Genomic DNA, 26,665 nt, shown 5'->3' with positions numbered 1-26,665 from the left:
GTACGTCCATGCGCCAACCCGATATCGAGATTTACCTGAAAGACGCCGACGTGGACCACAAGGCGATCGCCGCCTGGCTGGGCGCGGCGCTGGGCCCCTGCAGCGACTGGGTGCAGAAGGGCCAGACTTACAAATGCAAGGCCGGCAATGTGCCAGTGACCTGGCTGCCCAAGGCTGTCGGCAAATGGAACAGCCTGTACCTGGAAAGCGACCAGACGCCCTGGGACGACGACATCGCCTGTGCCCGTGCAGCCTTCGCCGCGTTGAACGTCGAAGTGCGCTGTGCACCGGGCACCTGGGTCGAGGAAGAAGGTGAAGAAAGCGCCGACCGCTGGATTCGCATCAGCACGGACGGTGAAGAAGAGATCACCTGGCGCACCTGATTTTCAGAATCGGCTAACGAAAAAGGCCCGTCACCTCACCGAGATGACGGGCCTTTTTTCGCAGTCGCTTAAAGACCTACAACGTCTTCAGCCTGCAGGCCTTTCTGGCCTTCTACCAATGCGTACTCGACCTTCTGCCCTTCTACCAGGGAACGATGGCCTTCGCCGCGGATGGCGCGATAGTGCACGAATACATCCGCACCGCTTTCACGCTGAATGAAGCCATATCCCTTGGCATCGTTGAACCATTTCACGTTACCAGTCTCACGAGACGACATCTGTACTACTCCGGCTTTTTTATTATGGAAGATGTGGAAGCGCCCTTGCTGACAGCACAGGTTTCAGCAACATCCTGAAACCTCGGCGGACCGAGTATATGACAGCCTCGGTACATTTTTGATGACCGTGCGGCATTTTGCTGAACTTGCGCAGATACGTCACACTAGCCAGCCCAACCGAGCAAATGCTCGTTTTTTTCAGCCAAAGCAGAAGCCGTATGACCCGCTCTCCGTTCCGTCGTTTCGTGTTTGGCGCCCTGCGTCGACTGATGTACCTCTGGGTTCGCTCGGAGACGATCAATCAGTCGGCCTTCACACTGAACCTGGACCGCAGCCGTCCGGTGTTCTACGTGCTGCAATCGCCGTCGCTGAGCGACCTGGCCGTGGTCGACAGCGAATGCACCAAGGCCGGCCTGCCGCGTCCGGTACTGCCGGTTGCGGTCGGGACCTTGCTGGAACCGGCTGCCTTCTTTTACCTGACACCGGAACCCGACTGGCTGGGCCGCCAGGACAAACGCGGCGCTCCGCCAACCCTGTCGCGACTGGTCGCCGCCATCAGCGAGCAAGTCGAAGACGACGCCCAGATCATTCCGGTGAGCGTGTTCTGGGGCCAATCCCCGGCCAGCGAGTCGAGCCCCTGGAAGCTGCTGTTCGCCGACAGTTGGGCCGTGACGGGACGCCTGCGCCGGTTGCTGAGCATCCTGATCCTTGGCCGCAAGACCCGCGTGCAATTCTCCGCACCCATCCACCTGGGTGAGTTGATCAAACAAGACAAGGGCCACGAGCGCACCGTGCGCATGACCCAGCGCCTGCTGCGGGTGCATTTCCGTAATCTCAAAACCGCCGTCATCGGCCCGGACATCTCCCACCGCCGCAACCTGGTCAAGGGCCTGATCCATGATCCGCTGGTGCGCCAGGCGATTGCCGATGAGGCCGAACGCGAGAAGATCTCGCTGGTCAAGGCCGAGGCGCAGGCCTTGCGTTATGGCAACGAGATTGCCTCGGACTACACCTACACCGCCATCCGCTTCCTTGAAGTGGTCCTGAGCTGGTTCTGGAACAAGATCTACGATGGCATCAAGGTCAACCACATCGAGGGCGTGCAAGGTATCGCCCAGGGCCACGAAGTCATCTACGTGCCCTGCCACCGCAGCCATATCGATTACCTGCTGCTGTCCTACCTGCTGTTTCGCAACGGCCTGACCCCGCCGCATATCGCCGCCGGGATCAATCTCAACATGCCGCTGATCGGCAGCCTGCTGCGCCGGGGCGGGGCCTTCTTCATGCGCCGCACATTCAAGGGCAACCCCTTGTACACGGCCGTGTTCAACGAATACCTGCATACCCTGTTCACCAAGGGTTTCCCGGTCGAATACTTTGTCGAAGGCGGACGCTCGCGCACCGGGCGCATGCTGCAACCCAAGACCGGCATGTTGGCGATCACCCTGCGCAGCTTCCTGCGTTCTTCGCGCATGCCGATTGTTTTCGTGCCGGTGTATATCGGCTATGAACGCGTCCTCGAAGGCCGTACCTACCTGGGCGAGCTACGTGGGGCGAGCAAGAAGAAAGAGTCGATCTTCGATATCTTCAAGGTCATCGGCGCCCTCAAGCAGCGCTTCGGCCAGGTCGCGGTCAATTTCGGCGAACCGATCAAGCTGGCGGAGTTTCTCGACCAGCAGCAACCCGGCTGGCGCGAACAGGAACACAGCCCGCAGTTCCGCCCCGCCTGGTTGAACGAGACCACCCATCGCCTGGGCCAGAAAGTCGCCCGGCACCTCAACGAGGCAGCGGCGATCAACCCGGTCAACCTGGTCGCGCTGGCCCTGCTTTCCACCAGCAAGCTGGCCCTGGACGACCGGGCCATGGCGCGGGTGCTGGACCTGTACCTGGCCTTGCTGCGCAAGGTGCCCTATTCGCCCCACACCACCTTGCCCCAGGGCGACGGCCGGGCGCTGATCGAGCACGTCAAGGGTATGGACCTGTTGTCCGAGCAGAGCGATGCACTGGGCAAGATCCTCTACCTGGATGAGCACAATGCCATCCTGATGACCTACTACCGCAACAACGTGCTGCACATCTTCGCGTTGCCGGCGCTGCTGGCGAGTTTCTTCCAGAGCGCCTCGCGCATGAGCCGCGAGCAGATCCTGCGCTACACCCGCGCGCTCTACCCGTACCTGCAATCGGAGTTGTTTATCCGCTGGACGCTCGATGAGCTCGATCAGGTTATCGATCAATGGCTGCAAGCCTTTGTCGAACAAGGCCTGCTGCGTTTCGAGAATGCAGTGTACCTGCGCCCGGCACCGAGTTCGCGGCATTTCGTGCTGCTGACATTGCTGTCGCGCTCCATCGCCCAGACCCTGCAACGCTTCTACATGGCCATCTCGCTGCTGCTCAACAGCGGCCAGAACACACTCAGCGCCGAAGAACTGGAAGACCTCTGCACGGTAATGGCCCAGCGCCTGTCGATCCTGCATGGGCTCAATGCGCCGGAGTTCTTCGATAAAAGCCTGTTCCGGCATTTTATCCAGAGCATGATCGGGCTCGGCGTGTTGCGCCCGGATGCCAATGGCAAGCTCGGTTACCATGAAAAACTCGGTGAACTGGCCGAGGGCGCGGCCAAGCGCGTGCTGTCGGCAGAGATTCGCCTGTCAATCCGCCAGGTAGCGTTGCATCGCGACGAGGGTGGTTTTCACGGCGGTAACGGCTGACCCTTTACGTCGACAAATCCCGGTAAAGGCGTCTTCAATCGCGACTGGCCTTCCCGGAAAAATCCGTTAAAGTCGATTGGCGCCGGCTTGGAGCCGGTGCCAATCAAACGGAGTTTCCGATGAAAAAACTTAGCCTGCTGTTGTTCAGCGCCCTGCTCGCTGCCTGCTCCAGCAATTCTCCCACCGCAAAGGCCACGCTGGACGGCGAGGTCTTTTACCTGCAACGCATTGCCCTGCCACCCGCCGCCACGCTCAGCGTGAGCCTGCAGGACGTCTCCCTGGCCGATGCCCCTGCCGTGACCCTCGCGCGCCAGAGCGGGCCGGTCGAAGGTCAAGTGCCGCTGCCTTTCCACTTGGCGTACGATCCGGCCCAGGTCAAGCCTGGCCACCGTTACGCCGTCAGCGCCCGCATTGAACTGGACGGCGAGCTGCTGTTCATCAATACCGAGCATCACGGCGTGCAACTGAACGGCCAGGACCCGCAACCCCTGCGGATTCGTCTGGACCCGGCGCGTTAATCATTTCCAGTACACGATAAGGAAGCTGCCATGCTCCGTTCTCTTACCTTTACCGGCCTGTGCGCGGGTCTATTGCTCTCGGCCAACGTCCTGGCACTTTCGCTGGGCGATCTCTCGCAGACGGATGCCACTGGCGGCCTGAAGGATGCCCTGATCCAAGGCGCCCAGGTGGCGGTCAAGCAACTGGGTACCCCCGGCGGTTTCAGCAACAACCCCGAGGTGCACATCGGGTTGCCCGGCAACCTCGGCAAGGCCGCCAGGAAGATGAAGCAATTTGGCATGGGGGCCCAGGTCGAAGAGCTGGAAAGCAGCATGAACAAGGCCGCCGAAGCCGCCGTGCCGCAAGCCCAGGCCTTGCTGGTCGATGCCGTAAAGAAGATGAGCGTCGACGATGCCAAGGGCATTCTCAGTGGCGGCAAGGATTCGGCCACCCAGTACCTGAGCACGACCAGCCGCGAGCAGATCCGCGTCAAGTTCCTGCCCATCGTCAAGCAAGCCACGGACAAGGTCGGCCTGGCCCAGCAATACAACAACTTTGCCGGGCAAGCAGCGGCCCTGGGCTTGCTCGACACCAAGAACGCCAATGTCGAAGGCTACGTGACGGAACAAGCCCTCAATGGCCTGTTCGAGATGATCGCCAAGCAGGAAGCGACCATCCGCGAGAACCCGGCGGCCGCGGCTACCAGCCTGGCGAAGAAGGTGTTCGGTTCGCTTTGAGCCGAACCGAGAGCCCTGGAGGCTCTGGCGCAGCCTTCGGCAGCAGTTACAAGGGGCCGGCGTAACACGATCGGCGTAGCCGCTGCCGTCAGGCTGCGCTGGAGTCCCGCAGGGGCTCCCCTGCGGTCTTGAGATCCTGCGCCTGCTACGCACGCGAGCGTCGCAGCGGCGCACCGAGCCTTCGGCAGCGGCTACATGGGTTCGGCCACACCGTCGGCACCCGGCCGTGAAACCGTCACTGTCTGCACCGCCTCTTTTTTCACTCGAAACCATGCTGCATACAACGCCGGCAGGAACAACAACGTCAACGCCGTCGCCACGATCAACCCACCCATGATCGCCACCGCCATTGGCCCGAAGAACACACTGCGCGACAGCGGGATCATCGCCAGCACCGCCGCCAGCGCGGTCAGGACGATGGGGCGGAAGCGCCGTACCGTCGCTTCGATGATGGCCTGCCAGCGATCCAGCCCGGCGGCGATGTCCTGCTCGATCTGATCGACCAGGATCACCGAGTTGCGCATGATCATTCCCGACAAGGCGATCGTCCCGAGCATGGCCACGAAACCGAAAGGCTGACGGAACACCAGCAGGAACAGCGTGACCCCGATCAGACCCAGCGGCGCGGTGAGAAAGACCATGAACGTGCGCGAGAAACTGCGCAATTGCACCATCAGCAGCGTCAGCACCACCACGATGAACAGCGGCACTCCGGCCTTCACCGAGTTTTGCCCACGCGTAGAGTCCTCGACGGTACCGCCGACATCCAGCAGATAACCATCCGGCATTTCGGCACGGATCGGCTCAAGCGTCGGCAGGATCTGCTTCACCAGCGTGGCCGGCTGCACCTTGTCATAGATATCGGCGCGCACGGTCACGTTCGGCAGGCGATTGCGGTGCCAGATAATCCCTTCTTCGAACCCGTATTCGAGCGTGGCGATCTGCGACAACGCGACGCTCTGGCCGTTGTCGGTCGGCACCGCCAGGCTCGGCAGATGGGTCAGTTCGGTGCGTTCCTGCATCGTGCCGCGCAGCAGGATCTCGATCAGCTCATTGTCTTCGCGAAATTGGCTGACGCTTGCGCCGGTCAGGGAACTCTGCAGGAACCTGGACAGGTTCGCCGTACTCACGCCCAGGGCCCGGGCGCGGTCCTGATCGACATTGAGGTAGACCACCTTGCTCGGTTCTTCCCAGTCCAGGTGAACGTTGACCAGGTGCGGGTTCTCGCGCATCTTGGCCGCCACCTTGCGCGCCAGGGCCCGGACTTGCTCGATATGCTCGCCGGTCACCCGGAACTGTACCGGGTAGCCCACCGGCGGGCCGTTCTCCAGGCGCGTGACCCGCGTGCGCAGGCCCGGGAACTGCTCGTTGAGTGCTGTGATCAGCCAGCTGCGCAGCACCTCGCGGTCCTCGATGCTCTTGGCCAGTACCACGAACTGGGCAAAGCTGGCTGCCGGCAGTTGCTGATCCAGCGGCAGGTAGAAACGCGGCGAGCCCGTACCCACGTAGGCGACATAATTGTCGATGCCCGGATGCTCCTTGAGCAGCGCTTCGAGCTGCTTGACCTGCTCGGCGGTATTGCTCAGGGAGGCCCCTTCCGCCAGTTTCAGGTCGATCATCAACTCCAGCCTGCCGGAGGCCGGGAAGAACTGTTGTGGCACGAAGCGGAACAACACCACCGAACCAATGAACAGCGCGAGGGTGGCCAGGATCACTGTCTTGCGCCGACGCACGCACCATTCCACCAGACGCCGTACGCGCTGATAAAACGGCGTGTCATAAGGGTCGTAGCCGCTCTCGGGCGTGCCGTGGCGCGCTGCATGGAGCTTGGCCAAGTCTGGCAGCAGTCGCTCGCCCAGGTACGGCACGAACACAACCGCGGCCACCCAGGAGGCGAGCAAGGCGATGGTCACCATCTGAAAGATCGAGCGCGTGTATTCCCCGGTCCCGGACTGCGCGGTGGCAATGGGCAGGAAGCCGGCTGCGGTGATCAGGGTACCGGTCAGCATCGGGAACGCCGTGCTGGTCCAGGCGTAACTGGCCGCCTTGAGCCGGTCGAAGCCCTGCTCCATCTTGATCGCCATCATTTCCACAGCAATGATCGCATCGTCGACCAGCAAGCCAAGCGCCAGAACCAGTGCCCCCAGGGAAATCTTGTGCAGGCCTATCCCCAGGTAATACATGGTGGCAAACGTCATCGCCAGCACCAGCGGAATCGCCAGGGCCACCACCAGCCCCGTGCGCAGGCCCAGGGAGAAGAAACTCACCAGCAGCACGATGACCAGTGCCTCGGCCAGCACCTGCACGAATTCGCCGACCCCGGTCTTCACGGCAGCCGGTTGATCGGAAACCTTGCGCAGCTGCATGCCGGCCGGCAGGCTCTGCTGGATGCGGGCAAAATCGGCTTCCAGCGCCTTGCCCAATATCAGGATGTCGCCGCCGCTCTTCATCGATACCGCCAGGCCGATCGCATCCTCGCCCATGAAACGCATGCGTGGCGCCGGTGGGTCGTTGAAACCACGCTGAACCTGGGCCACATCGCCGATGCGGAAGGTGCGATCGCCGACCCGGATCGGGAAGTTCCTGATCTGCTCGACCGTCTGGAAGCGCCCGCTGACACGCAGTTGCAAGCGCTCACTCGGGGTTTCGAAGAAGCCGGCGGTACTGACCGCATTCTGCGCCTCCAGCGCCTGCTGCACTGTCTCCAGACGCAGCCCCAAGGTTGCCAGCTTGACGTTGGACAGTTCGATCCAGATCTTTTCGTCCTGAAGCCCGATCAGCTCGACCTTGCCGACATCCTTGACCCGTTGTAGCTGGATCTGTACCCGGTCGGCGTAATCCTTGAGCACGGCGTAATCGAAACCCTCGCCGGTCAATGCATAGATATTGCCGAACGTGGTGCCGAATTCGTCGTTGAAGAATGGGCCCTGGGCGCCTGGCGGCAAGGTGTGGCGAATGTCGCTGACCTTTTTGCGGACCTGGTACCAGAGCTCGGGAATTTCCACCGAATGCATGGAGTCACGGGCAATGAACGTCACCATCGACTCCCCCGGGCGCGAGAAGGAGACGATACGATCGTACTCACCGGTTTCCATCAGTTTCTTTTCGATGCGCTCGGTGACTTGCCGGGAGACTTCCTCGGCACTGGCGCCCGGCCAGTTGGTCCGGATCACCATGGCCTTGAAGGTAAAGGGAGGGTCTTCGCTCTGCCCCAGCTTGGTATAGGAAAGCGCACCGACGATGGCCAGCAGAAGCATCAGGAACAGCACGATCTGGCGATTGCGCAACGCCCATGCAGAAAGGTTGAAACCCATGGGGACTACTCCTTGGCCGCCAGATTCACCACACGATTGGACCGGTCCACCGGCCGTACCTGCTGCCCTTCATGCAGCACATGAACGCCGGCGGCCACCACCCAGTCCGAGGCATTCAGGCCTTCGAGCACCGGGACACTGGTTTCCCCAAAGGGGCCTGTGCGCACCGGTGTACGCTTGAGGGTATTGTTGGCATCGACCCGCCAGACGTAGTTCACGCCGTTTTCGGAAGTGAGCGCCGACAGCGGGACCGATAACGGCACGCTGGCCGCGCTTTGTATGAATACCCGGGCGCTCTGCCCCAACTCTGCCGGCACCTCGCCAGCAGTGAAGGCAATCCGTGCCGCAAAGGTGCGCGAACGCGGGTCGGCGGCAGGCGAAAGTTCGCGAATGCGACCATCGAAGCGTGCATCGGGTTGAGACCACAATTCGACGGACACCGGTTGGCCAACCTTGAAACGGCCAAAATTCTGTTCCGGGAGGCTGATCAACACTTCTCGCTCGCCGTCGGCGGCCAGCGTGAACACCGTCTGCCCGGCCGCGACCACCTGCCCGACCTCGACCAGGCGCCTGGCTATCACGCCATCCTGGGAAGCACGCAGTACCGCGTAGCCGGCCTGGTTGCTGGCCACGTCGAACTCGGCGCGGATCTGCTTGAGGCGAGCTTCACCGGAGCGGTAGAGGTTTTCGGCGTTGTCGTATTGCGAACGGCTGACCATTTGCCGATCCATCAAGGTTTTGTAGCGATCGCGCTCAGCGCGTACCATTCGCAGGTTTGCCTCGGCCGCGGCCACTTGCGCGCGGGTCGCCTCCAGTTGCAGGCGAACGTCTTGTGGGTCGAGCTCGGCCAGGGCCTGGTTGGCCTTGACCCGCTCGCCCACTTCGACCAGGCGTCGGCTGACCTTGCCGCCGATGCGGAACGCCAGCTCCGGTTCCAGGCGCGCACGCACCTCTCCCGGATAACTGTCCACCGCAGAAGACGCCGGCTGCGGCTGCACCACCATGGCTGGGCGCACCGTGGTTTGCGCGACTTCTTCCTGGCCGCAGGCGGCAAGCAACAGGACCAGGCTGATGGGCAGGGCAAGCCGCAAGGCATGGCGCAACATGATGAATGACCTTTCGCGAGTGACACTTGGAATATTTATACTCGCGAGTATATTAAATCAGGGTACCGGAACGGGGAAGCGACCGTTCAACGGTTTTTTCCCGCCCCGGGTCCTGCCCCCTTGATTATCGAGGGAGACTCAGAAGCTATAGACCCCGGAAAGGATCAAGGCCCTGGCATCACCGAACTCCAGCGCCGAAGAACGCGACCCGGAACCAATGACCTGCCGCACGCGCTCGACATAGGCCTTGTCGAACAGGTTGTTGGCGTTGAGCTGCAGCTCCAGCCCGTCATTGACCTTGTACTGGAGCATCGCGTTGTGTACCCAGTAAGCGTCCAGCTTGGCCGTGTCAACCGAGGTCACATTGCGCTCGCTGACGTAACGCGCACCGTAGCCGAGCGTGAACCCCGCCGGCAGCTCATAGCTGGTCCAGAGGTTGAAGGACCGTGGCGGCGTATTGCTCAATGCCTGACCTTCGCGTGCCGGCATGCTCACCGACTTCAGGGTCTGGCTATCGAGGTAGGTGAAGTTGGCGAACACATTCCACTGCTCGCTCAATTCACCGGTCATGGCCAGCTCCAGGCCTTGTACGCGTTGGTTGCCTGCCAGCAGCGAGGTGCCATTGTGCAGGCGCTCACGCGCGTTGTTCTTTTCGACACGGAACAAGGCCGCTTCCAACCCCAGCCGCGAATGCAACAGCTCCCATTTGGTGCCGAGCTCCCAGGTCTCGTTCTGCTCCGGCGCCAGCCCCGCAGTACTGGCATCGACCCCGCGTCCGCTGGACACCAGATATTCCGCCGAAGGGTTGAAGGAAGTACCCCAGGCCAGGTAGACGCGGCCATTTTCAACCGGCTTGTAGACCAGCCCGGCCCGCTGGCTGAATTGACCGTCTTCGGAGCTCGCCCGGCTGGTCACGCCATCGGCTTTGGTTTCCCTGGCTCGCCCATTGATCAGGTCATAGCGCAGGCCCAGGTTCAGGTCCCATTGCTCGTTCAGGGCAATCGTGTCGAACAGATAGAGCGCCTTGTCGTCGAGGCGATTGCGGGTTTTCGCCAGCGGCTTGCGGTCGGTGGAGCCGTTCCAGTAACCGGGCGGGTTGTACAGATCGAAACCGGCTGCCGGGGTGAAACGGGTGATGTTGTATGAAAAGGCATCGCGGTCGTAGTGTTCACGGGAAATCTCGGCCCCGGCTACCAGCGTATGCCCCAGCCCGAAGGTGTCAAAGCGGCTGGTGAGGTTGGTCTGATTGATCCACAGGGCCGTATCGATATCACGACCGTAACCCTGTGGCCCGGCCGGCTTGTAGCGTCCCGGCGGCAAACCGAGGGTATCGACATGGGAGGCAGAGACCACGGCCTCGCGTCGTATGCGGGCATGGCGCGAGAGGTTGCGTAGCGACAGCTCGTCGTTGAAGTCGTGTTCCAGGGCAACGGTGAAACTGTCGGCGCTGGTCTGGTCCTGATCCAGGTTGCGCCAACCGAAATACCGCGTACGACCGATACCATCGAGCGTCTTGCCATCGCGCGCCGGCAGGCCGTAATCGGGCTGATTGCGTTCGCGCTGGTGGATGTAGCTCAAGGTCAGGCGCGTGGGTTCGTTCAGACCGAAGGTCAGCGAAGGCGCGATGCCCCACCGCCGCTGATCGATCTGATCACGGCCCGGCACATCGTTGCCATGGGCCATGAGGTTCAGACGAAACACCGCCCCTTGCGCCAGGCCTTCCAGTGGCTGATTGGTGTCCAGTGTCAGTCGGCGATAGCTATCGGTGCCAAGCCCGGCGCCCAGGCGGGTGAACGACTCGGCCACGGGCTGTTTGGTGATCACGTTGATGGTGCCACCGGTGGTTCCGGCCCCTCCGAATACCGAGTTGGGCCCCTTGATGACTTCGATACGCTCCAGATTGAAGGTATCGGTACGGTTCATCTGCGGGCTGTCGCGCAGACCGTCGACCTGCAGGTTGGCATCGGCATTGAAACCGCGAATATTGATACTGTCACCCGAGCCGCCACCGCCTTCGCCGGCATTGAAAGTAATACCGGACACGTTCGACAGCGTCTGGCGCAGGCTCAAGGCACCCTGCTCGCGCATGATCCGCTGGGGGATCACCGTGACCGTCTGGGGTACATCCAGCAAGGGGACCGCGTACTTGGCCGAGGCCGAGTGTTCCGCGCGGTAGCTCTCTTCGGCCAGCCCCTGAATCTCCACGTCATCGAGCAGCATGGGCTCAGGCCTATCGCTGTCTTGGGCCATGAGCGCAAGTGAACTTGTCATCAGGGCCACGCCCAGCACCGAAGACAAGCCCGTGTTGGGTGAAAGCAGGCTGGCGTTTGCATCGAGCTTCATTGAATCGCACCTCAATTAAAATGAGACGCGATTCTATTGAGCTAAAACTCACTGAAACCGCCACCCAAAAAATCAGGAAGTTTCGTACCAGGGTGGATTACAAACCATTGAAGGACGCCTCCCAGTTAGTCGTCAGACGGAGGATATTCCTCCTGATCTGAACGATTGGACGCGGTAAGATGCCAGACTGACCCGTCCACTATTCAAGTCCCGCATGCACAACGATCCAGCAGTACAAAGCGGCCCGGGCCGCCCCAAGGATCTGGCCAAGCGCCAGGCCATCCTCGACGCGGCCAAGGAGCTCTTTTTGACCCACGGCTATGCCAACACCAGCATGGATGCCGTCGCCGCTGCCGCTGGCGTATCGAAACTCACGGTGTACAGCCATTTCACCGACAAGGAGACGCTGTTCTGCGCTGCCGTGGTCGCGACCTGCGAGGCGCAACTGCCCGAGTTGTTTTTCGAGCTCCCCGAGGGCGTGCCGATCAAGACCGTGCTGATGAACATCGGCCGCGGTTTCCAGGCGCTGGTCAGCAGTCGCGAGTCGGTCAACCTGCATCGGTTGATCATGGCCCTGGGCAGTCAGGACCCGCGCCTGAGCCAGATTTTTTTCGAAGCCGGCCCCATGCGGGTGCTGAACGAGATGGAAGGCCTGCTGACCCGGATCGACCAGAGCGGCGCGCTGCGCATCGACAAGCCGCGCAACGCTGCCGAGCACTTTTTCTGCCTGCTCAAGGGCGCCGCCAACTTCAGGCTCCTGCTCGGCTGCGCCGGGCCATTGGGCGCCGAAGCCGCCGAGGAACACGTCGAGGAAGTGGTCGAGTTGTTCATGCGCGCCTTTAGGGCTTGAGCGCTTTCTTTGGATAGATATCGTAGCGGCTCGATTTGCCTTCCAGCGAATGGCTTGGCTTGGGCCCCTCGATGCACGGCGCCTTGCGCGGGCGCTTGACCACCACACGGTGGCTGGCCAGGGCCAGGGCGGCGTCGAGTAGCGCCGGTGCGTCCATGTCATCGCCGACCAACGGGCGGAACACGCGCATTTCCTTCTTCACCAGGGCGCTCTTGTCGCGGTGGGGAAACATCGGGTCCAGGTAAATCACCTGGGGCGCTTCGCCCTCCCAGGCACGCATCAACTCGATGGAGTTGCCGGTCAACAGGCGCATCCGGGCGACGATAGCGCCCACCTCGGCATTGCCCTGGGCTCGCGCCAGGCCGTCTTCGAGCAGCGCCGCAATCAGCGGCTGGCGCTCGATCAGGCTCATCTCACAGCCAAGGCTCGCCAGCACGAAGGCGTCCTTGCCCAGGCCTGCGGTAGCGTCCAGCACGCGTGGGCGCACCCCTTGCTGGATACCCACGGCCTTGGCAATCATCTGCCCGCTGCCGCCGCCAAACAGGCGGCGATGCGCCGCGGCGCCTTCGACGAAGTCCACCCGCACCGGGCCGGGTGCCTCAGGGCCGAGTTGCTGCAACTGCAAACCGGCCTCCCCGACCTGTACCGCAAACTGGGCAGCGTCGTCCTGCAACGGCAGGTCCAGTCGGCCCGCCCACAGCTCGGCCTGGGCCTGCAAGGCCGGGCTCAGTGCTTCAACGCGGATGCGGCTGCCCGCTAATTGCTCAACCATGAATTCCTGCACTCAAAAATTAAATGATCGGCGCAAACCGCCGATAACCAGATATTCGGTATTTTGCCAGACCCGGACGCTCTGCGACTGCCATGTCAGACATTCAATACGCATCGCCAGGTTATTTGTCGCCCGTAGGCGACTACAGCCTGCGCAATACCCAGGCATTGGGCGGCGTCAGCCACCTGTGGCAGGATTTCTTTGCCCAGGCGCTGGCCGAGCAGATGGGCGATGCCAGCGAAGCGGCCGTTGCACCGGCCGGCAAGGTGGACCGCCACACGGGCGAACCCCTGGGCGGCAGCGAAGTTCTGGCGCAGATTATCTCGCAACGCTTGTGCGATGTGCAGGACACCGAGCTGCGTCCGCCAGAGCCGCTGTTCCTGCCGATTGCCGAATTCGAAATGGAACTGCTCGACAAACCCGCCGTGCCATTCGAACCGGCTGAAATCATCGCCCAGCAAAAGCAACTCGACTTCGAAAGCGGTTGGGTGCGTCCTCTGGCACTGAACGCCGGCCAGCCAGTGGCCGAGCCTGGCCCGGCACCTGCGCCGCGCCCACTGCACCTGCCGATAGCCGAGTTCGAAATGGACCTGCTGGACAAGAAGCCGGAGCCATTCGATGCCGCTACGCTGCGTGAGCAGCAGGAGCATCTGGACTTCGATATCAGCTGGACGCGGCCGGTGGTGTTGCAGAATGTACGGCTGGCAGCCTGACGCTTTAGCCTTCAGAAAGCTTGACTAGGCCTACTGCCAGGAACAGCCAGGCCAGACCTACTCCCAAAAACCAAGATGACCAGATCATCCGTGGTTTCAAATGGGGTGGAAAGTTTCTCACCTCATCTGGGTCAAGCTCGCCACGGCGTAGCCAGAATCCCGAGAGCAGCACGGCACCCGTGATAACGTTTACCTGCATGTAGCGTGCTACGAAGCCGGAACCGGCCCACATGTTCATTTGGTTCTGGATCAGGATGCTGTTGGGAAAAGCGGCTTTCATTTCATCCAAGTCGCGATAGACCATATAGACGGTTATAGCTTGACCTATAAGGCCAATCGCAAAAGGAGCTGCCATAAAGAAGAAGCCGACACCGGGATGCCAGGAGTAGAAATCAAACATCATGGCTGCATCCAGTTATAGAGTCTCTCGCCCATTACTTCACCACCTTTTTCGCCTCTCAAGCTTCCACCATAAGATGCCCCTCCGACGACCAGAAGGACGCACAGCGCTCCGCCAACTCCCGCTGAGCCTAAGCCAACTGCAGCACAGATCGGGAGAGCCGCGTAACGGCTAACAATTGGCACGGCGACTGAGGCGCCAGCCCATCCGCCAAAGAAGCTCCCCGTTTCGGTAAACCGAATCTTCCGGCACTCCTCAGTTTCACCAGCTCGGCAAACCTCCTGAACTTTGGCATAGGAAGAGAAACCACCCAGTGCAGTACCGAGATAGCCCCCGTACTTCAGGTACTTGGCAGCCTTGGCGATCTGCTCCATATATGTGGCATACCCAAGAATCTGCCCTGAAGCTCCAGCACGACTCCAATGATGCACCGGGCTACCGCTGGAAATACCGAGGTCGCGACGCAGGCTGTCGTAGCTGCCGAGGTTGAGTTGCTTGTTGAGGAAGGCGGTTTTCAGCTGGGCATCGAGTTGGCTGTATAGCTGACTGCGCGTATCGAAGAACGCCTTGCTTCGCAGGTGACCATGGGCCAGGAATTCCCGTTGATGCAAAAGCTCGAGACTGCGCAGGGTGCCTTCGACCTGCTTGAGCCCCTTGTCCAGCATATCCTTGCCGACGCCCAGCGCTTCGCTCGCACCACCGGTGATGAGTGCAATTTCGGCGAGATGGCGCGCCATAAAATTGGCCTCTTCTTCGCTCAGTGGTGCCAAGGCTTCGCGTACTTGAGTGGCGGCGGCCATCATGGCGGCTTCCTCGCGGGTACAGGCCATGGGGTTGTACGGGTCGCCGAGGACGAAGAGTTCGCCAGCCTTGAAGCCGTGGCCAAAGGAGGGATTGAGCTGCTTGATTCGATTGATCAACTGCGCAGCGGGGTATGGATTGAGCTGGCTCAGAACCTGCTCGCCGGACATGCTATGGGGCACGATGTAGAAGCCCGGTTCCTGGGCCTCTGCGCTACTGTAGATCGCTGGTGCTGGGTGGCTGGTCTGGGGAGCGAAACTGGAATGACGTGTCGCTGTCGAGGGGTTGCTTGCGGCTGGGGCAGCCGGCTGAGCGGCTGTTCGGGTGGCTGGCGGTGCAGCGTTTCGACTTGACTCGTAGGTGGACTTGAAGAGCGAGGGGATCAGGGTGGCTTTGCAGGGGCAAGTGCTAATGCTGTCCAGCGTGCCGGCCACGAGTCTTCCATGACTGTTGATGTAGGGAACCCCGCCAGAGATGACGTAGGTCTTTCCATCCTTCCCGCAGGTGACCCGATCGCCTTCGCGGGCATGGGCGATGCCAAACATCATGACGCGTGTATCTGCTTCCTGAACCGTGCCTCCGCAGCTGGTTTTGTCGCCCTTGCGGATGAAGTGTCCGTCTGCCATAGATTGAACTCCTTGTACGAATAAGCTGAGTCAGGGCCAAGTGCCAGACCCTAGACTCGATACAAGGGGATCGAGAGTAAATCGGAAATTTCCGAAAATTATGCCGGAAACACGCTCACTGGTTGGGGTGCGGCTGGTGGCCTGACTGCTCAACGACACACCGACCAACCGCCCATATCCACATGGAAATGATCACGGTGGGCTGCGTTGTAATCAGGCCCCAGCACTGAACTGAACGTCTTGCAGGCCCCCGAATGCACCTGGTGCAGAAACTCTGCCTCGTCGCTTTTGCCCGACCAACCTGCCAGTACCGAAATGCGCCGACCATCGGCCAGGCGTACGCCGGCAATATCCAGCGCATTGGCCGTGGCGTGCTGACTGCGGCGGCCATCGGCCCGGTTATAGACATTGCGACACGCGAAACTGCCGAGATGATCCACCTGCACCACGGGTTGACCAAAGGTCACCTGCGCCGCTGGCTGCAGCGCATGACGTTCAAACAGGGCAAAGGCCACCGCCAGTGGGCAACTGGCGAGAAAGCTGCTGCTCAGCCGCACATTGGAGCCTTGCACGCGCAGCACATTGTGCAAGGGGCAATCCTTGTCCACCTTCGAATCGGCCTGAGGCTCAAAACGCAGCGATGAGGTCGCCAGTGCCCTGGCACAGAGTTGCGGGTCATTCTGCAGGCGGGCGAGCTTGAAGCGGGTGATCCGGTTCGGCGGCTGGCGAACATCCAGCGGGGCCCAAGGGTTCCAGTTGTCCGGCAAGCGCCAGTTGCCCGGCCAGGTGAGCAGAGTGAGGGCCACGACGAGCAACGCGCCTATTCCCCTGCGTACACCCGCACGCATGGGAGGCTCAGCGTTTGAACAACTGATTCAGTTGCGCGAAGGGCATCGCCGTCTCGGCGAAATCGAACCGGCCCTGGCCATAGACCTCTTCGGCAGCCCGGAAGAAAGCCCCATACGCCGCCCTTGCCATTGCCGAGCCGACACTAATGCGCTTGACCCCAAGCGCGCTCAGCTCATCGACGGTCAACCTGACCCCGCTCAGCCCCATCACAACATTGACCGGTTTGGGGGCCAGCGCAAGCACCACCTGCCGAATCTCTTCGCCTGTACGCAAGCCCGGTGCGTACAGCACATCGGCACCGGCCTCGGCGAATGCCTGCAAGCGAGCAATGGTGTCATCCAGGTCCATGCGCCCATTCAGGAAGTTTTCTGCCCGGGCGGTGAGCACGAATGGGAACGGCAGGCTGCGGGCGGCGGCCACGGCCGCCTCTACCCGTGCGACCGCCTGAGCGAAGGGATAGATCGGCTCCTGCGCCGAACCGCTGGCATCTTCGATCGAACCACCCACCAGGCCTGCCGCAGCAGCGGCGAGAATGGTTTCGGCGCAGCCCTGAGGATCGTCGGCAAAGCCATTTTCAAGATCGGCCGCCACCGGCAATGCCGTGGCGTCGACGATCGACTTGGCGTTGAGCAAGGTTTCTTCGCGGGAAATCGCGCCCTCGCCATCCGGCCGGCCCAGCGAAAAAGCCAGGCCCGCACTGGTGGTCGCCAGGGCTTCGAAGCCCAGGCTTGCGAGCATTTTTGCCGAACCCGCATCCCATGGATTGGGAATCACAAAGGCCCCGTCGCGCTCGTGCAAAGCCTTGAATGCCTGGGCTCTAAGGGTTTGAACATCCATATGCACACTCCTTGAATATCGACCGTCGCGGGTCAGAGTAACCCGAGTTGCTCACTGACAGGTTCTCTGTATAGCTCAGGTAAGGCAGGCAGGCCTGGCAATCGTTCCATCAAACCCTGATGGAAACGCTGCGCCAAGGCCGGGGCAAGGTAGTTGTCGCTAGTGTGCAGGAAGATATAAGGCGTACGACCTTCCTCGATCCAGCCTGCGACTTTATCCAACCACGGCAACAGGAACGGCTCGTTGGCGGCCAGTACCGGATGACCGATGAAGCGCACCTGCGGCGACTGGCTGAACGCTGCCGGGCGCGGTGGCACCCGGGGCTTCTTCGATTGTGCATGGAGCACCGCAGGATCGTTCGAGCGGCAACTGAACAAGGCGCGCGGGTCCAGACAGATACGCTCCACGCCGCGATCGAGCAGTATCCGATTGAGCAGCCGCTCTTCATCACCCTTGGCGAAGAACACCGGGTGCCGTACCTCTACCGCGATGGGGCGCTCCAGTGCGTCGAGAAACCCCACCAGCTCGGCCAACTGCAGCGGCGAGAAGGTCGCCGGCAGCTGCAGCCAGAACGGAGCGACCCGCTGGCCCAGGGGCTTGAGAAGTGAGATGAAATCTTCGGCTGCGCTCACTTGCAGGCGCAGGTCGCCGCCGTGGCTGATATCGCGGGGGAATTTGGCCGTGAAGCGAAAATGCGCGGGCATGCACTGCGCCCAACGCTCGACCGTCGCCTGCGAAGGTCGCGCGTAAAAGGTGGTATTGCCCTCCACGGCGTTGAATACCTGAGCGTAGAAGGCGAGAAATTCCGCAGGTTTTGCGCTATCGGGGTACAGGTACTCGCGCCAGGCATTTTCGCTCCAGGACGGACATCCGAGAAAATACGGCAGGTGCGGTTGGGTCATCCGTTCAGATATGCAGGTCGAGCCCCAGCACTTCCATGTCCCAATCGACGAAGCTGGCAGTGGTGAGGTAGCTGGCCAGCGCAGTGGCGACCCGGTTGCTGTGCGCGCGCGGAAAAATCATGTCCTGCTGACGGGCCGGCAGCGTCGCGATGCGACTGGCGCCGGCCTGGGTACGCGCCCCGGCGCTTGAGGATTGCGAATGCGCAGAAGCGTCAGTGCGGACGAACTCACCATCCAGGTCTTCGACCGAATCGTCGACCAGCGCCTGCTCTTTGCGTGGCTTGCGCTTGATGGGATAGGAAGGTGAGGAAACTCCGTCTATGCGCATAACGGTCTTCTCATTATCAATGATGGCAATTTAACGGCACTTTGGCAGTGGCGCAAATAATGACTGATAACTGGACCACAGTTTTCGGAAAATGTTTGATCGCATGGGAAAAAACCGACCACTCAACGCGCTTTCGGCGTCGCGACCTTGTCGCGCAAGTAAACCGGCTGCGCCAGGTCGGCTGCGATCCCTTCACCACGCTGCCAGGCGAACTGGCCGAGGGTCAGCAGGTCCAGGGCATGGGGCAACAGGGTGGCATCCTGGCCGCTCACCGCGACCGGAATGCGCTCGGCATAGCCCCAGCCCGTTCCGGCACCGAACCACTCCCCGCTGGCATCGCCGGGCAAACGAACCTGCTCCGGCGGCAGCACCGCTTCGGCACCCGCCAGGCGCATTTCCCCGGCGGTTTCGCGATAGCAGCCCCAGTACACTTCATCCATGCGCGCATCGATGGCTGCGGCCACCTGCACTGCACCGTGCTCGCGGTAGGCTCGCTGGGCCAGCAGCGCCAGGTTGGACACCGGCAATACAGGGCGTTCCAGCGCGAAGGCAAGGCCCTGGACGACACCGATGGCAATGCGCACGCCGGTGAACGCACCCGGACCGCGACCGAAGGCAATCGCATCGACCGCCGACAGGCTGGTACCGGCCTCGGCCAGCAGGTCCCTGATCATCGGCAACAGCTTTTGCGCGTGCAGGCGCGGGATCACCTCATAGTGGCTCAGGACCTTGCCGTCATGCAGCAAGGCAACGGAGCAGGCTTCAGTGGCGGTGTCCAGGGCCAACAAGGTGGTCATCAGTGTTTCCAGGCGAATGAAAAAAGAACGGCATTATAAACAACAACGGCCCGCAAGCGGGCCGTTGTATGAACTGCTGAGCCAGGATCAGCTCAGGGCAGCCAGTACCTTGGCAGTGATGGCTTCAACCGAGCCCACACCTTCGATGTGGCTGTACTTCGGCTTGCCATTGGCAGCTGCCAGTTCCTGATAGAAGTGCACAAGCGGCTTGGTTTGCTCGTGGTAGACCGACAGGCGATGACGCACGGTTTCTTCGGTGTCGTCCTTGCGCTGTACCAGCGGCTCGCCGGTCTCGTCGTCCGTGCCTTCCACCTTCGGCGGGTTGTAGACCACGTGGTAGACGCGGCCAGAACCTTCGTGCACGCGGCGGCCAGCGATACGCTGAACGATTTCTTCGTCTTCGACGGCGATTTCAACCACGGCATCCAGCTCGACGCCGGCTGTCACCAGGGCTTCAGCCTGAGGAATGGTGCGTGGGAAACCGTCGAACAGGAAACCATTGGCGCAGTCAGGCTGGGCGATGCGGTCCTTCACCAGGTTGATGATCAACTTGTCGGAAACCAGCTTGCCAGCGTCCATGATCGCCTTGGCTTCCAGGCCCAGGGGAGTGCCGGCCTTGACCGCAGCACGCAGCATGTCGCCGGTGGAGATCTGTGGAATGCCGAATTTTTCAGTGATGAACTTTGCCTGAGTACCTTTACCGGCCCCGGGAGCTCCCAGCAGAATGACGCGCATCGATGTGCTCCTCAATTTTTTATATGGAAATCGTCGGACTCGCCACGAGGGCCAATTCCAGAATCAGTTTGGGCCGCAATGTGGCCAAAGGCTGATCAAGATACACAGCACACTTGTGGCACACAAGCCGTCGAAAGTCGGAAGAACCGGCCGCAGGTAAAGTCTTTTGCCTCGGGTTGAACAAAGTGCAACCCCACCCGAAAGCATCGAATGCATGATGCAATCGGCGCTTTCGAATGGGCCGCTTTGCCCCTTTTTCGGACCTGCCCGGCCTCAGCCGGTATTGCGCAAACCGGCCGCGATTCCGGCGACAGTGACCAGCAGCGCTTGCTCCAGAGGGCTATCCAGGGCGGCTTCGCGCACTCGCGAACGAGCCAGCAACTCAGCCTGCAATAAATGCAGCGGGTCCAGATACGTATTGCGCAACCGGATGAATTCCAGCGTATCGGGACTGTGTGCCAGCAGTACGGACTGGCCGGTCAGCCCCAGCACCACCGCACACGCCTGCGACAATAGGTCGCGCAAATGTGCACCCAAAGGTCGCAGTTCCGGTTGCACCAGACGTTCGTCGTAGAGACGGGCTATATCGGCGTCGGCCTTGGCCAGGACCATCTCCAGCATGTCGATGCGCGTGCGGAAGAACGGCCATTGCTCGCGCATGCCTTCCAGCAGCGGCCCCTGCCCTCGCTCCAGCGCCTTGCTCAGTGCTGCCTCCCAACCCAGCCAGGCCGGCAGCATCAGCCGGGTCTGGGTCCAGCCGAAAATCCAGGGAATCGCCCGCAGGCTTTCTATACCGCCGGCCCGGCGCTTGGCCGGCCGGCTGCCCAGGGGCAAGCGCCCCAGCTCCTGTTCCGGCGTCGACTGGCGGAAGTACTCGACGAACTGCGGGTTGTCACGCACCACGCTGCGGTAGGCCTGGACACCATCGGCCGCCAGTTCGTCCATCAGCGTGCGCCAGGCCGGTTCCGGCGGCGGCGGTGGCAACAGGGTCGCTTCCAGCACGGCCGCCAGGTACAGGTTGAGGTTCTGCTCGGCAATGTCCGGCAGGCCAAACTTGAAACGAATCATTTCGCCCTGCTCGGTAGTGCGGAAGCGCCCGGCCACCGAGCCCGGAGGCTGCGACAGGATCGCCGCATGCGCCGGGCCGCCGCCGCGCCCGACCGTGCCGCCGCGACCGTGGAACAGCAGCAGCTCGACCTGCTGCTCGCGACAGATCCGTACCAGGGTTTCCTGCGCCCGGTACTGGGCCCAGGCAGCGGCCGTGGTGCCGGCATCCTTGGCGGAATCGGAGTAACCGATCATGACCTCCTGCGGCCCGTGCAAACCGGCGCGATAACCGGGTAAAAGCAACAGGCGCTCGATCACCGGCCCCGCGTTGTCCAGATCCGCCAGGGTCTCGAACAGCGGCACAACGCGCATCGGCCGCATCAGGCCGGCTTCCTTGAGCAACAACTGCACGGCCAATACATCCGAAGCTGCCCCGGCCATGGAAATCACATAAGACCCAAGCGATGCCGCAGGCGCGGCAGCGATCTCGCGACAGGTCGCCAGCACTTCGGCGGTTTCAGCCTGCGCCCGAAAGTGCGGCGGCAACAACGGACGGCGGTTGTGCAGTTCTTTAAGCAGAAAGCTGATCCGGGTCTCTTCGTCCCAGTCGGCGTAGCACCCCAGGCCCAGGTAGTCGGTGATTTCACTGAGCGCTGCGGTATGCCGCGCGGCGTCCTGGCGGATGTCCAGACGTACCAGGAACAAGCCGAAGGTCACCGCGCGGCGCAGGCAGTCGAGCAGCGGGCCATTGGCAATGACGCCCATGCCGCACTCATGCAACGACTGATAGCACAATTGCAGCGCTGCGATCAGTTCGTGGTTGCTGTGCAGGACATCGGCCGCTGCCGGCTGGGTTTCGCGCAGCGACGACTGGGCCCAGTTGCGCGTCGCCCGCAGCCTTTCGCGCAACTGCTTGAGTAGCGCCCGGTAAGGTTCGGCGCTTTCGCCGACCACTTCGCGCAAGGCACTGCTGGCCTGCTGCATGGAAAGCTCGGCGGCCAGATGATCGACATCGCGCAAAAACAGGTCGGCGGCCATCCAGCGCGCCAGCAGCAACGCTTCGCGGGTCACGGCGGCGGTCACGTTCGGATTGCCGTCACGGTCGCCGCCCATCCAGGACGCGAAACGGATGGGTGCGGCCTCCAGCGGCAGATGCAAGCCGGTGGCTTCATGCAGCGCCTTGTCGGCGTTGCGCAGGTAATTGGGAATCGCCTGCCAGAGCGAATGCTCGATCACCGCAAAGCCCCACTTGGCTTCATCGACCGGGGTTGGCCGGGTACGGCGGATTTCTTCGGTGTGCCAGGCTTCGGCGATCAAGCGCTGCAGGCGCTGCCGGATCTGCTCGCGTTCGGCCGGGATCAGGTCACGATGGTCCTGGGCGGCCAGTTGCGCGGCGATCGCGTCGTACTTCTGGATCAGGGTCCGGCGGGCCACTTCGGTCGGGTGCGCGGTGAGCACCAGTTCGATGTCCAGACGCCCCAGTTGCCGGGCCAGCGCGTCGTTGCCATGGCCCTCGGCCTTGAGCCGTGCCAGCAGATCCGGCAACACCCTGGCCTCGAAGGGTTCGGCCTGGCTGGCGTCGCGACGGCGGATCAGTTGGTACTGTTCGGCGATATTCGCCAGGTTGAGGAACTGGTTGAAGGCCCGTGCCACTGGCAGGAGTTCATCTTCGCGCAAGTCGTTGAGGCTGGAACTCAGCTGCTCGGCGCTGACTTCCGCGCTGCGCCGATCGGCCTTGGCCCCTCGGCGAATGCGTTCGATCTTCTCCAGGAAGGCCTCGCCATGCTGCTCGCACACCGTTTTACCCAGCAACTCGCCCAGCAGATGGACGTCCTCGCGCAGGCGCGCGTCGATATCGGTCATCGGTCTTCTCTCCAGCGGCGCAGGGACCGCTTGCCGTTCCAGTGAAGGAACACTGTCAGGAAAAACGCCTCTGCTGCACAGAGTGCCCCAGCCCGGCGCTTTGTTACAAGGCGGCCGAGGTGTTGGGCTGCCTGAATGGGGCTAATCTGAATAGACGCCCCCCGAGGGTTCAGTGCCGCCAAGGCGGTGAGGTCCATATGAAAATTCGTGAACTTGCCCAACACTGGGAAGAAAACGCCAAGGGTCGCCTGACCAAGACCGCCTATAGCCTGCACCTGGATGTGGAGTCGGCCGCCCGCCTGGCCGCCATTGCCGAAATGTATCCCAAACGCCAGCCCGAAGAACTGCTCGGTGAACTGCTCGGGGCTGCGCTGGAAGAGCTGGAAACCAGTTTTCCCTACATCAAGGGCCAGCAGGTGATTGCCACTGACGAAGAAGGTGATCCGCTGTATGAGGACATCGGACCTACCCCGCGTTTTCTGGCGCTGTCGCGGCGGTATCTGCATGATCTTTCGGTGCAGAATGATGATCAGAAACACTGATGGTGATTTTGAGGGCCTCATCGCGGGCAAGCGGAACGCCGCCCGGCCCTTCCTACAGGGGTTCGCGCGATCCTTGTAGGAGCGGGCTTGCCCGCGATGAGGCCCTGAAGGACAGCCTCAATTACAGGCCCTCAATCAACCTGCTGCGGCGTCTCCTGCCCCATGCAGCGCACCGCCTGTTTCTTGCGATCGACCAGCACACCGGTCAGCCCCTTCTGCTCGGTGTCGAACAGCACCAGCACGCCGTCGATGCACTGCGCAACCTGCGGGGATGGGCTCAGGGAGACCTTGTAGTCCTCGCCTGGCACGGTCTTGAGCATGGTGAAGTCGGACAACAGCAGCGCATCCTCCGGTTTGGCGAAATGCAGGTAGCCGTAGTACCACAGGAACCCGACGGTGCCGATGATGCTGCAGATCCCGGTGATGATCAGAGGGATGGCGTTACGTTCTTCACTCATTGCGGACTCTCGGAAGGTTCATCGTCAGAAGGCGGTACGGATGCAGCAGGTGGAAAGTTCGACACTTCCGCCAGCCGTCGCAGCCCGTTGAAATGCTGCGGGTCATCCAGAAACCGGAGCATGACCTTGCGCCAGGTCGGTTTGGCGAAGGTCTGCACGTGCCCGCCCCGGGTCAACTGCAGGGCCTTGGGCGGCGGCGCAGCTTGATACAGTCGGATGCCGTTGGAAAGAGGCACGATCGGATCATCGATGCTCTGGAAGAACAGTTTCGGGACGCCGGTCAGTCGATCGATCGAGTGGATCGGGCTGTCGCCGTCCGGCACCAGCCAGGACAGCGGGACCTGCAGCGGCCAAAGGACCCACGACGTGCTCAAGGCAAACTGCCCGACATCGCGATAGCTGGCCGGCACACCATCGAATACCAGGGCCTTGAACCGCGCGCGCTGTTCGGGGTGCCCGACCAGATAATGCACGGCCATCGCGCCACCCAGGCTCTGGCCGAGCAGCACCAGCGGCTTGCCCTGGACTGGCGGGGCTTGCCGCAGCCACTCCAGCGCCGCCTCGATATCCTGGTAGACCCCAGGCAACTCGGCCACGCCGCCGGACAGCCCGTAGCCGCGATAATCGAGCAGCAAGACCTGATAGCCCTGCTCCGGCAGCCACCAACTGCCGCCCAGGTGCCAGGCCAGATTGCCGCCGTTGCCATGCAGGTGCAGTACCGTGCCCTTGACCGGTACACCGGCCTTGGCCGGCAGCCACCAGCCATGCAGGCGGGTACCGTCGGCGGCCTTGAGAGTGATGTCGCTGTATTGCAGGTTGACCCTTTGCGGGGTGAACGGCTGGCCTCGTTCAGGGAAGAACAACAAGGCACTGCAGCCGCTCAACCCCGCCAGCAGGGCCATGATGCCGAGCTGCCTGAGGATGGAGCTAAAGAATGTTCGAATAGTCCGCTTCAATACGGTCCAGGCTCAGGTGGTTGAGGAAGTTGGAGAAGCACATCCAGGCCGACAACGCGTTCAGGTCGCGGAACTGCTCGGGCAGGTACTTGGGCGCCACCACCAGGCCCTCATCGACCAGCAGGCGCAGGGTCCGCATGTCTTCAAGGGTGGCCTTGCCGCAGAACAGCAATGGAATCTGTTCGAGCTTGCCTTTACGCACGGCCAACTGAATGTAGTTGTAAACCATGATAAAGCCCTTGAGATAGGACAAGTCCTTGGTAAACGGCAGACCGTCGGGCACCGAACCCCGGAACACCCGGCTGGCATTGCCGTAGCTTTCGGCCATTTCGAAACCCTGGGCCCGGAAGAATTCGAAGACCTGCAGGAAGTCCGCCCCCTCCTCGACCATGTGGATCGCACGGGTGCGGTTGGTGAGCTTGCGCAGCCGGCTCGGGTAGGAGGCGAAGGCAATCACCTCCATCAGGATTGCCAGCCCTTCCTGGGTAACCGTCGACGATGGCGGCCCCTTGGCCAGGAAGGTGCAGATCGGCTGATTCAAGCCATTGAGCGTAGTGCCGACGTGCACCAGGCCTTCGTGCACTTCCAGGGCCCGCACATCACGACTGTTGAACATGGCATCGGCGCGGATCTTGATGTAATCGGCACCCGCCGCCGCATCGGCGACGATACCGTCGGATTCGAACACGCGGATGGTGTCTTCGGCTTCCCCGAACACCTTGTTCAGGCGGCCCTGCAGCATCTCGACGGCCTGCTTGGCGGTCAGATTCTTGGGCTCGTCCTTGAGGTCGCCGCGACAGTCGATATTGTTCAGGTAATCGGAGAGCATCAGGCCCAGGTCCGACAGGGTCGGGTCGCCGGCGTGGAAGGCATCGGATGCCGCGCCATAAAGCTCCTGGGAAATCAGCCCGAAATCCTCGGTGCCGCGCGCCTCGAGCATGCGTATCACCATGCGGTATTCCTTGCACATGCGCCGCATGATCTGCCCGACCGGGTTGAACTGGCCCAACTGGCGGGTGATATCACGCTCGATGTTCTGGAATTCCAGCTTCACGGCACTGGAGTCGAACGCCAGCGGTCGCGCTTCGTAGTAAGCCCGGTCGACCGCCGGCAACTCCCGACCATTGGCCTTGAGGAAGCCCTGGCGGATGCTATCGTCCCACTTCACCGCATCGAGCACGCGAATCGGTGTCTGCGCCAACACTATGCGATCAGACAGTGCGCGTATCGTCTGCTGGTACTCGTCCACCCAAAGCTCCTTCTCGATCGATTACTTGCTGGGCCGCTGGAAACGCGCCACTTCGACGAACAGGTCGGAGTTGGCCGGGTCATCCAGGTAGGCAAAGACCTTGTCCAGAGAGCTGGTGATCAGCACACCTTCACCTTCGCTGGTTTCGAAGGGTTCGCCACTGAGCGCGTTGTGTTGCAACGCCTGTTCGATGAGTTCGATGTCCAGGTTGTAAACCACCAGCTCATTTTCGTCGGTCAGGTCGAAACCGGCGATAGCGAAGTTCGCACCGAAGGCCTTCGGCACGCCGGCCGATACGTACCAGCGGTTGCCGTGGCGCGAGACGGTAAAACCATACTCGTCCCTGGCCGCCTTCTTGCCCGTGGGGTAGCTGATCGCCTTGTAGAGGTTACTGCCGGAGCGGCTGATTTCCAGGGTCCGCTTTTCACCCCAGGCGTCCTTGCTGGTCCATTTGCCCAGCAAGCCAGCCGGCGCCGCCTGGTTGGCCGGGATCGGATCCTTGAAGGTCACCAGACAGCCACTCAACAACAAAAACGATAAGGCGAATACCAGGTGCCAGGCTTTCATTCAGCT

At 61.8% G+C, this 26,665-nt stretch carries 25 protein-coding genes; 7 read left to right on the top strand and 18 right to left on the bottom strand.

Features of this window, described 5'->3' with window-relative positions:
• The first annotated feature begins 8 nt into the window (after positions 1–8).
• A complete protein-coding gene (locus NVV94_RS05975) occupies positions 9–383 on the top strand; it encodes a hypothetical protein (protein WP_258446311.1) in 375 nt (124 codons plus the stop codon).
• A 68-nt stretch (positions 384–451) separates the two neighbouring features.
• On the opposite strand, the gene NVV94_RS05970 is transcribed toward NVV94_RS05975, so the two are convergent.
• Positions 452–661, bottom strand: coding sequence for a cold-shock protein (locus NVV94_RS05970; RefSeq protein ID WP_258446310.1), 210 nt, complete (start codon positions 659–661; stop codon positions 452–454).
• Between the two features lie 218 nt (positions 662–879).
• On the opposite strand from NVV94_RS05970, the gene plsB reads away from it, so the two are divergent.
• The 3 genes from plsB (at position 880) to NVV94_RS05955 (ending at position 4,604) form a co-directional block, all read left to right on the top strand.
• Positions 880–3,369, top strand: a complete 2,490-nt coding sequence (gene plsB, locus NVV94_RS05965; RefSeq protein WP_258446309.1) for a glycerol-3-phosphate 1-O-acyltransferase PlsB — start codon at positions 880–882, stop codon at positions 3,367–3,369.
• Between the two features lie 119 nt (positions 3,370–3,488).
• Positions 3,489–3,887 carry a YbaY family lipoprotein gene (locus tag NVV94_RS05960; protein WP_258446308.1) on the top strand — a complete coding sequence of 133 codons (399 nt, stop codon included), beginning with the start codon at positions 3,489–3,491 and terminating at the stop codon, positions 3,885–3,887.
• A gap of 30 nt (positions 3,888–3,917) precedes the next feature.
• Positions 3,918–4,604, top strand: a complete 687-nt coding sequence (locus NVV94_RS05955; protein WP_258446307.1) for a DUF4197 domain-containing protein — start codon at positions 3,918–3,920, stop codon at positions 4,602–4,604.
• A 191-nt stretch (positions 4,605–4,795) separates the two neighbouring features.
• Here the strand turns inward: NVV94_RS05955 and NVV94_RS05950 are convergent, their stop codons facing one another.
• The 3 genes from NVV94_RS05950 to NVV94_RS05940 form a co-directional block, all read right to left on the bottom strand.
• Positions 4,796–7,918, bottom strand: coding sequence for an efflux RND transporter permease subunit (locus NVV94_RS05950; RefSeq protein ID WP_258446306.1), 3,123 nt, complete (start codon positions 7,916–7,918; stop codon positions 4,796–4,798).
• Between the two features lie 5 nt (positions 7,919–7,923).
• Entirely contained in the window at positions 7,924–9,024 is a 1,101-nt protein-coding gene (locus NVV94_RS05945) for an efflux RND transporter periplasmic adaptor subunit (RefSeq protein WP_258446305.1), read from the bottom strand.
• A gap of 138 nt (positions 9,025–9,162) precedes the next feature.
• Positions 9,163–11,367 carry a TonB-dependent siderophore receptor gene (locus NVV94_RS05940; protein ID WP_258446304.1) on the bottom strand — a complete coding sequence of 735 codons (2,205 nt, stop codon included), beginning with the start codon at positions 11,365–11,367 and terminating at the stop codon, positions 9,163–9,165.
• A gap of 214 nt (positions 11,368–11,581) precedes the next feature.
• On the opposite strand from NVV94_RS05940, the gene NVV94_RS05935 reads away from it, so the two are divergent.
• Positions 11,582–12,217, top strand: coding sequence for a TetR/AcrR family transcriptional regulator (locus tag NVV94_RS05935; protein WP_258446303.1), 636 nt, complete (start codon positions 11,582–11,584; stop codon positions 12,215–12,217).
• On the opposite strand, the gene NVV94_RS05930 is transcribed toward NVV94_RS05935, so the two are convergent.
• Positions 12,207–12,989 carry a class I SAM-dependent methyltransferase gene (locus NVV94_RS05930; protein ID WP_258446302.1) on the bottom strand — a complete coding sequence of 261 codons (783 nt, stop codon included), beginning with the start codon at positions 12,987–12,989 and terminating at the stop codon, positions 12,207–12,209. The two genes, NVV94_RS05935 and NVV94_RS05930, sit on opposite strands and share 11 nt — an antisense overlap.
• Before the next feature lie 92 nt (positions 12,990–13,081).
• On the opposite strand from NVV94_RS05930, the gene NVV94_RS05925 reads away from it, so the two are divergent.
• Positions 13,082–13,702, top strand: a complete 621-nt coding sequence (locus NVV94_RS05925) for an energy transducer TonB (protein WP_258446301.1) — start codon at positions 13,082–13,084, stop codon at positions 13,700–13,702.
• Positions 13,703–13,706: 4 nt separating this feature from the next.
• On the opposite strand, the gene NVV94_RS05920 is transcribed toward NVV94_RS05925, so the two are convergent.
• The 9 genes from NVV94_RS05920 to ppc all read right to left on the bottom strand — a co-directional run bounded on the left by NVV94_RS05920 (position 13,707) and on the right by ppc (position 22,887).
• On the bottom strand, positions 13,707–14,105 hold the full coding sequence (locus NVV94_RS05920) for a hypothetical protein (RefSeq protein ID WP_258446300.1): 399 nt from the start codon (positions 14,103–14,105) through the stop codon (positions 13,707–13,709).
• Positions 14,102–15,529 (bottom strand): PAAR domain-containing protein, encoded by a 1,428-nt coding sequence (locus NVV94_RS05915; protein WP_258446299.1) that lies wholly within the window; start codon positions 15,527–15,529, stop codon positions 14,102–14,104. The genes NVV94_RS05920 and NVV94_RS05915 overlap by 4 nt, the downstream gene beginning before the upstream one ends.
• Before the next feature lie 149 nt (positions 15,530–15,678).
• Positions 15,679–16,377: an extensin family protein gene (locus NVV94_RS05910; RefSeq protein ID WP_258446298.1), complete on the bottom strand. Its 699-nt coding sequence runs from the start codon at positions 16,375–16,377 to the stop codon at positions 15,679–15,681.
• A 7-nt stretch (positions 16,378–16,384) separates the two neighbouring features.
• Entirely contained in the window at positions 16,385–17,215 is an 831-nt protein-coding gene (locus NVV94_RS05905) for an isocitrate lyase/phosphoenolpyruvate mutase family protein (RefSeq protein ID WP_258446297.1), read from the bottom strand.
• A 32-nt stretch (positions 17,216–17,247) separates the two neighbouring features.
• Positions 17,248–18,117 carry a DUF72 domain-containing protein gene (locus NVV94_RS05900; RefSeq protein ID WP_258446296.1) on the bottom strand — a complete coding sequence of 290 codons (870 nt, stop codon included), beginning with the start codon at positions 18,115–18,117 and terminating at the stop codon, positions 17,248–17,250.
• 4 nt (positions 18,118–18,121) lie between these two features.
• A complete protein-coding gene (locus NVV94_RS05895; RefSeq protein WP_258446295.1) occupies positions 18,122–18,445 on the bottom strand; it encodes a hypothetical protein in 324 nt (107 codons plus the stop codon).
• Between the two features lie 122 nt (positions 18,446–18,567).
• Positions 18,568–19,242 carry a tRNA (adenosine(37)-N6)-threonylcarbamoyltransferase complex dimerization subunit type 1 TsaB gene (gene tsaB, locus NVV94_RS05890; RefSeq protein ID WP_258446294.1) on the bottom strand — a complete coding sequence of 225 codons (675 nt, stop codon included), beginning with the start codon at positions 19,240–19,242 and terminating at the stop codon, positions 18,568–18,570.
• Positions 19,243–19,329: 87 nt separating this feature from the next.
• Positions 19,330–19,977, bottom strand: coding sequence for an adenylate kinase (gene adk / locus NVV94_RS05885; RefSeq protein WP_258446293.1), 648 nt, complete (start codon positions 19,975–19,977; stop codon positions 19,330–19,332).
• Between the two features lie 273 nt (positions 19,978–20,250).
• On the bottom strand, positions 20,251–22,887 hold the full coding sequence (gene ppc, locus NVV94_RS05880) for a phosphoenolpyruvate carboxylase (protein ID WP_258446292.1): 2,637 nt from the start codon (positions 22,885–22,887) through the stop codon (positions 20,251–20,253).
• A gap of 197 nt (positions 22,888–23,084) precedes the next feature.
• On the opposite strand from ppc, the gene NVV94_RS05875 reads away from it, so the two are divergent.
• A complete protein-coding gene (locus tag NVV94_RS05875; RefSeq protein ID WP_258446291.1) occupies positions 23,085–23,429 on the top strand; it encodes a pilin assembly protein in 345 nt (114 codons plus the stop codon).
• 131 nt (positions 23,430–23,560) lie between these two features.
• Here the strand turns inward: NVV94_RS05875 and NVV94_RS05870 are convergent, their stop codons facing one another.
• Genes NVV94_RS05870 through NVV94_RS05855 form a run of 4 tightly spaced genes read right to left on the bottom strand, consistent with a single transcriptional unit; the run spans position 23,561 to position 26,659 of the window.
• On the bottom strand, positions 23,561–23,887 hold the full coding sequence (locus NVV94_RS05870; RefSeq protein WP_258446290.1) for a hypothetical protein: 327 nt from the start codon (positions 23,885–23,887) through the stop codon (positions 23,561–23,563).
• Positions 23,884–24,843 carry an alpha/beta hydrolase gene (locus NVV94_RS05865; RefSeq protein WP_258446289.1) on the bottom strand — a complete coding sequence of 320 codons (960 nt, stop codon included), beginning with the start codon at positions 24,841–24,843 and terminating at the stop codon, positions 23,884–23,886. Before NVV94_RS05865 ends, NVV94_RS05870 begins: the two co-directional genes overlap by 4 nt.
• A complete protein-coding gene (locus NVV94_RS05860) occupies positions 24,815–26,092 on the bottom strand; it encodes a flavohemoglobin expression-modulating QEGLA motif protein (RefSeq protein ID WP_258446288.1) in 1,278 nt (425 codons plus the stop codon). The genes NVV94_RS05865 and NVV94_RS05860 overlap by 29 nt, the downstream gene beginning before the upstream one ends.
• Before the next feature lie 21 nt (positions 26,093–26,113).
• A complete protein-coding gene (locus NVV94_RS05855; protein WP_258446287.1) occupies positions 26,114–26,659 on the bottom strand; it encodes a hypothetical protein in 546 nt (181 codons plus the stop codon).
• Positions 26,660–26,665: the final 6 nt, after the last annotated feature.

The sequence above is a fragment of the Pseudomonas sp. LS1212 genome (genome assembly GCF_024741815.1).
Classification (GTDB): domain Bacteria; phylum Pseudomonadota; class Gammaproteobacteria; order Pseudomonadales; family Pseudomonadaceae; genus Aquipseudomonas.
The sequence above is the reverse complement of the archived record's forward strand: the minus strand, read 5'-3'. Positions and strand labels throughout refer to the sequence as shown.